At 71.7% G+C, this 5,608-nt stretch carries 7 protein-coding genes; 3 read left to right on the top strand and 4 right to left on the bottom strand.

Annotated elements, in window-relative coordinates; translation table 11 throughout:
- From VM840_11225 to VM840_11215, 3 genes are all read left to right on the top strand, one after another.
- On the top strand, nt 1–687 hold a 687-nt coding region (locus VM840_11225), incomplete at its 5' end, for an ATP-binding protein (protein ID HVL82147.1).
- Nucleotides 687–1,814 carry a DNA-processing protein DprA gene (dprA, locus tag VM840_11220; GenBank protein ID HVL82146.1) on the top strand — a complete coding sequence of 376 codons (1,128 nt, stop codon included), beginning with the start codon at nt 687–689 and terminating at the stop codon, nt 1,812–1,814. The genes VM840_11225 and dprA, both read left to right, overlap by 1 nt.
- Nucleotides 1,815–1,853: 39 nt before the next feature.
- Nucleotides 1,854–2,309: a hypothetical protein gene (locus tag VM840_11215; GenBank protein HVL82145.1), complete on the top strand. Its 456-nt coding sequence runs from the start codon at nt 1,854–1,856 to the stop codon at nt 2,307–2,309.
- Here the strand turns inward: VM840_11215 and VM840_11210 are convergent.
- The 4 genes from VM840_11210 to VM840_11195 all read right to left on the bottom strand — a co-directional run.
- Nucleotides 2,299–3,069, bottom strand: a complete 771-nt coding sequence (locus VM840_11210; GenBank protein ID HVL82144.1) for a DNA-formamidopyrimidine glycosylase family protein — start codon at nt 3,067–3,069, stop codon at nt 2,299–2,301. The genes VM840_11215 and VM840_11210 overlap by 11 nt on opposite strands.
- A complete protein-coding gene (locus VM840_11205) occupies nt 3,070–3,801 on the bottom strand; it encodes an amino acid ABC transporter ATP-binding protein (GenBank protein ID HVL82143.1) in 732 nt (243 codons plus the stop codon).
- The gene (locus VM840_11200; protein ID HVL82142.1) at nt 3,798–5,054 is read right to left on the bottom strand and encodes an amino acid ABC transporter permease; all 1,257 of its coding nucleotides are present in this window, start codon (nt 5,052–5,054) and stop codon (nt 3,798–3,800) included. The genes VM840_11205 and VM840_11200 overlap by 4 nt, the downstream gene beginning before the upstream one ends.
- Nucleotides 5,054–5,608: ABC transporter permease subunit (locus VM840_11195; GenBank protein HVL82141.1), on the bottom strand; the 555-nt coding region annotated here is incomplete at its 5' end. The genes VM840_11195 and VM840_11200, both read right to left, overlap by 1 nt.

The following is a 5,608-nucleotide window of genomic DNA, read 5'->3' as shown; positions in this document are numbered from 1 at the left end:
ATGGTGGGGGGCGGGTCCGCGTGGATACGTCCGGGGGAGGTCACGCTCGCTCACCGCGGCGTCCTCTTCCTGGACGAGCTGCCCGAGTTCCCGCGCGGTGTCCTCGAGTCCCTACGGCAACCGCTCGAGGACGGCGTCGTGACGGTGATCCGGGCGCGTCAGGCCGCCTCCTACCCGGCGCGGTTCATGCTCGCCGCGGCGCGCAACCCGTGCCCGTGCGGCAACGCAGGCACGGGCGAGCAGTGCGGCTGCACCCCGCTGGCTATCCGGATGTACCAGCAGAGGGTGTCCGGGCCGCTGCTCGACCGGATCGACATGCATGTGGCCGTCCAGCGGGTGGAGACGGCGAAGCTCCTGTCGTCGGTGGACGCCGAGTCCTCCGAGATCGTCCGCAAGCGGGTGATCGCGGTCCGGGAGGTGTCGGTCGAGCGCGGGAAGCGGTGGCCGCGCTCGTTCGTGAGCAACGCCGAGATCCCGGCGTCCGGGGTGCTCGCGCTCTGTCCGCTCGACCGGACAGGCCACGGTGCGCTCCGGACCGCCTCGGACCGCCACCGCCTCTCGGCGCGCGCCGTCCACCGCGTGCTCCGGGTGGCGCGGACGATCGCCGACCTCGCCGGGGCGGACGTGATCTCGGCGGATCACGTGTGGACCGCCGTGGGCTATCGGATCAGGACGGAGGAGGAGTGATGGAGACGACCATCCGCAGGCGGTGGGCTCCCGACCCGGGATGGACGGGGACCTGGGAGCTCCCCGACGTGCTCCGGGCGCCGCCCACCGACGATGAGCGACGGATGCTCGTGGAGCTCGCGTGCGCCGGCGTCGGGCCGGGCCGGATCGTCCGGGAGCTGGAGCTGACCGGCTCGATAGAGCGAGCTCGGGATCGCATCCGCGCGCCGCACGACGCCCGGACCGCGATAGGGATGCTCGAGCGCACAGGAGCCCGAGCGCTGACACCGGCGGACGAGGAGTACCCGGCCGTGCTTCGGGAGATCTCCGCGCCCCCGCCGCTGATGTTCGTGCGGGGGCAGCGGTTGGACACCCTCCTGCCGTGCGTGGCCGTGGTCGGGTGCCGGGCTCCCACGGGTGGCGGCGCGCGGTTCGCGCATCGCCTGGCCGCGCGGCTCACCGAGGCCGGCTTCACCGTCGTCAGCGGCTTGGCGCGCGGCATCGACGCGGCGGCCCACGAGGGGGCGCTCGAGGCGGGGTCGACGGTGGCCGTGCTGGGGACCGGGATCGACCGCGTCTACCCCCCGGAACATGCGTCGTTGGCGGACTGGATCGTCACATCGGGGTGCGTCGTGAGCGAGTTCGCCCCCGGCGCCGGGCCACGCGCCTGGCACTTCCCGGCCCGCAACCGGCTGATCGCCGGTCTCGCGATGGCGACCATCGTGGTCGAGGCGGGGGAGCGGTCCGGCGCCCTGATCACCGCCGACCTGGCCGTCGACCAGGGGCGGGAGGTGATGGCGTGCATCGTGTCTCCCACGAGCTCCGCGGGCGCCGGGGTCCGGAAGATGCTCCGGGACGGCGCGCCGATGGTGATCGACCCCGACCACGCCCTCGAGCACCTCGTCCCGCTCGCTCTCGCCCAAGGGTTCACCGCGCACCGTCCGGATCAGATGGCGGAGCGGGCGGTGACCGAGCTGGATGGGGAGGCGAAGCTCGTGTACGACGCGGTCTCCGAGGGCACCACCCCCGACGAGGTGGTGGCCGCGACCGGGCTCGGCATCGGACGCGTGATGGCGCTGCTGTCCGAGCTCGAGGTGAAGGGGGTGGTGTGCGAGGAGGGTCCGGACAGGTACACGCGCTCGCAGTAGTTCAGACGTCCGGGGCGCTGAGCGACGTAGGCTGGCGGCGTGCAACGAGGGCTGATGGTGGTTGTCCTGCTCCTGCTCGCCGCGTCATGCGTCCCCGACGAGGCGCTGGAGCCCACGCCCATCCCGGGTGTACGGGGCGAGGTGACGGGCGAGATCGGCGTCCAGGACCACACGACCGATGGGACGAGGATCGTCATCGCGTCGGTGGCGATCGAGGGGAGCCCCGGGTGGGTGGTCGTCCACCGCGACACGAACGGGTCTCCCGGGCGGGTGGTCGGACACGCGGCGATCCCCGAGGGGAGGTCCACCGACGTCGAGGTGCGGTTCGACACCATCCAGCAGAGCGGCACCTACTGGGCGATGCTCCACGTGGACACCGGCACCCCGGGAGAGTTCGAGTTCCCCCACCCGACCGACCCGCTGATCGACGGCGCCCTCGAAGCGGCGGAGGGCGGGCTCGTCACCGAGACCGTCCAGCTGACGGTCAGCCGCTAGCGCTCCCCGGCTGGCAGACCGGGCACCAGTACACGGTCCGCGCCTGTGAGCCTTGCCGCGCCGAACGCACCGGTGTCCCGCATCGGATGCACGGACGGTTCGTCCGACCGTAGACGGCCAGGCCCTCGGCCACCGTCGTCCGGCGCTGCGTGGTGAGGTTCGCCCGCAGCAGGCGGGAGCCGATCTCCATCAGCTTCTCGAGCGCCTCGGGGGGGAGGTCCCCGACGCGGGCGAACGGGTCCACGCCGGCCAGGAAGAGGACCTCGCTGCGGTAGACGTTGCCCAGCCCGGCCGCCACCCGCTGGTCGAGCAGGGCCACGCCCACCTCGGCCCCCGGGATGGCCGCCAGCCTGCGCACCGCCTCCGCGAGGTCCGGCTCGTCGACCGACAGGTCGGGTCCGAGGTGGGAGACCTGCTCCGTCCCGGGCCGCACGAAGGACGCCTTCATGGGGGAGAAGCAGACGGCCTCGATCTCCTCGGTGGCGATCACGATCCGGGCCCGATGGGCCGGGACGCGCCAGCGCTCCCCGGGTCGGTACAGGTGCCATGAGCCGTTCATGCCCATGTGGGTGTGCAGCGTGACCCCGCCGCTGAAAGCGATCAACAGGTGCTTGCCCTGGGAGGAGACGCCTTCGACCGACCCGCCGGCCGGGGGAGCCGGTCCGGGTACCCCGTCGGCTCGCAGGGCGGAGACGGTCCGGCCGCGCAGCGCCTTGTCGAGCGTCCGGGCCGCCCGGGCGATCGTGTCCCCCTCGGGCATCTACAGGATCTGCGAGAGGAACAGCTTCGTGCGGTCCTCGCGCGGGTCGGTGAAGAAATGCTCGGGGGTGCCTGCCTCGACGATCTCGCCCGCGTCCATGAAGACGATCCGGTTCGCTACCGCCCGCGCGAACCCCATCTCGTGGGTGACGACGATCATCGTCATGTCCGAACGGGCCAGCTCCTGCATGACCTCGAGGACCTCCTTGATCATCTCGGGGTCGAGCGCGGACGTCGGCTCGTCGAACAGCATCACCTTCGGTTGCATCGCGAGCGCTCGGGCGATCGCCGCTCGCTGCTGCTGGCCCCCGGACAGCTGCGCCGGGTACTTGCCGGCCTGCTCGGGGATCTGCACCCGCGTGAGGAGCTCCATGGCCCGCTCCTCGGCCTCCTTGCGGGGGAGCCGACGGACGTGGCGCGGGGCGAGCGTGACGTTCTCGAGCACCGTGAGGTGCGGGAACAGGTTGAACTGCTGGAACACCATCCCGACCTCGCGCCGGATCTCACCGATGTTGCGGATGTCGTCGGACAGCTCGGTGCCGTCCACGACGATGCGTCCCCGGTCGTGCTTCTCGAGGCGGTTGATGCAGCGGATCAGCGTGGACTTCCCGGAGCCGGACGGCCCGCAGACCACGACCACCTCGTTGCGCGCGACCTCCAGGTCGATGCCTCGTAGCGCCTGGAAGTCGCCGAACCACTTCTCGACGCCGTCGCAGACGATCATCGCGCTCATCGCTCGCCGACCCCCAGCCGCGTCTCCAGCCTCTGGCTGGCCTTGGACATCGAGTATGCAACCGTCCAGTAGACGAGCGAGGCGAAGACGTACGACTCGGTGAGCAGGCCCTGGGCGATGAAGTCGGGCTGGCTGGTCACGATCTCGGCCACCCGCAGGAGCTCGGTCAAGCCGATGATGAAGACGAGCGAGGTGTCCTTGAACAGGCTGATGAACTGTCCGACCAGCGCGGGGATCACCGCGCGCAGGGCCTGCGGGAGCACGATCCGGCGGGTGGTGACGAAGGGGGAGAGCCCGAGGGCCATCGCGCCCTCGATCTGTCCGCGGGGCACCGACTGCAGCCCGCCACGCACGATCTCGGCGACGTAGGCGGCGGTGAAGGCGACGAGGGCGACCATGGCCCGCATGACGAGCGTGGGGGTCTCGGCTCCCGGGGGCAGGAAGAATCCGAGGGCGAAGGCCGCCATGAACAGGAGCGCTATGAGCGGGACGCCGCGGATCAGCTCTATGTAGCCGACGCACACCACCCTCACGGCGGGCAGCGAGGACCGTCGCCCGAGCCCGAGCGCCACCCCGAGCGGGAACGAGAGCAGGATCCCCCCGAGGGCGGGGAACAAGGTGAGCAGCAGTCCGCCCCACCGGTCCCACCCGATCCCCCCCAGCCCGACCAGGGACCACAGCGCACCAGCCGCGCCGACGGCGACGAGCGGCAGCGAGAGCCGGCTCACCCCAGGGGGGACGTGCCGTCCCCCCGCGTGCGCCGCCGCCGCGACCACCCCGACGGCGAGCGCGCCCAGCACCGGGCCCGGTGTGCGCAGCATCGAGAGCAGCACTGCTCCGAAGAGCACCCACGGCCAGACGGTCTGAGCGGGTCCCCGCCAGGACCGCGCCGGCCCGGCGAGCTCCTCCGACCTCCTGAGCCGAGCCGCGTTCATCCCGGTGAACGCGCCGGCGGTGGCGGCGAGCACGCCGAGGGAGACCCACAGCCGCACGAGCTGGTCGCGCGGGAACATGCCGACCATGTACAGGATCAGGTTCCGCCTGACGATCTCCCACCGCCCGGTGACGAAGACGAACCGGAGGGCCCGCCAGACGACCAGGGCGAGGAGCAGCCCGACCACCATCGTCAGGAGCGAGTTGAACCAGCCGTCGAACAGGTTCTCCTTCACCCACCTGCCGGGCGGCACCCTGCGCGCGGGCGGAGTGGGCTCGGCGGGGGGGATCGGCTCGAGGGCGTCGCTCGGGATGGCCATCAGCGGGTCCGGAGCTGGAAGCGTCGGTTGAGGAGGTTCGTCACGGCCGCGATGCCCAGCGACAGGGTCAGGTAGATGCCCATGAGCACGGCGATCATCTGCGGAGCGGGGTTGCCGTTGCCTATGGCTATGGAGACGACGCGGGTCACCTCGGCGTAGCCGATGGCGACCGCGAGCGAGGAGTTCTTCGTCAGGTTCAGGTACTGGTTGCCGGTGGGGGGGATGGCCACACGAAGAGCCTGCGGGAGCACGACGTGACGCAGACGCTGGCCGGGGGAGAGGGCCAGGGCGCTGGCCGCCTCCGTCTGCCCGCGCGGCACCGACTGGATGCTTCCCCGCACGATCTCGGCGATGTGACTGGCCGTGTAGATCACGAGCCCCGCGAGCAGGGCGAAGTAGGTGTCCAGGATGCGGAAGCCGCCGGTGACCGTGCGTCCCTCGTGCGAGGGGATGTCCGACGCCACGGGCGCACCGGTCACCACGTACGCGGCGGCGGCGACCGCGAACACGACCCCGGACGCGTACGCCAGCCGGTGGTGGGGGCGTCCGGTCCG

The sequence above is a fragment of the Actinomycetota bacterium genome, from assembly GCA_035540895.1.
Taxonomy (GTDB): domain Bacteria; phylum Actinomycetota; class JAICYB01; order JAICYB01; family JAICYB01; genus DATLFR01.
The sequence above is the reverse complement of the archived record's forward strand: the minus strand, read 5'-3'. Positions and strand labels throughout refer to the sequence as shown.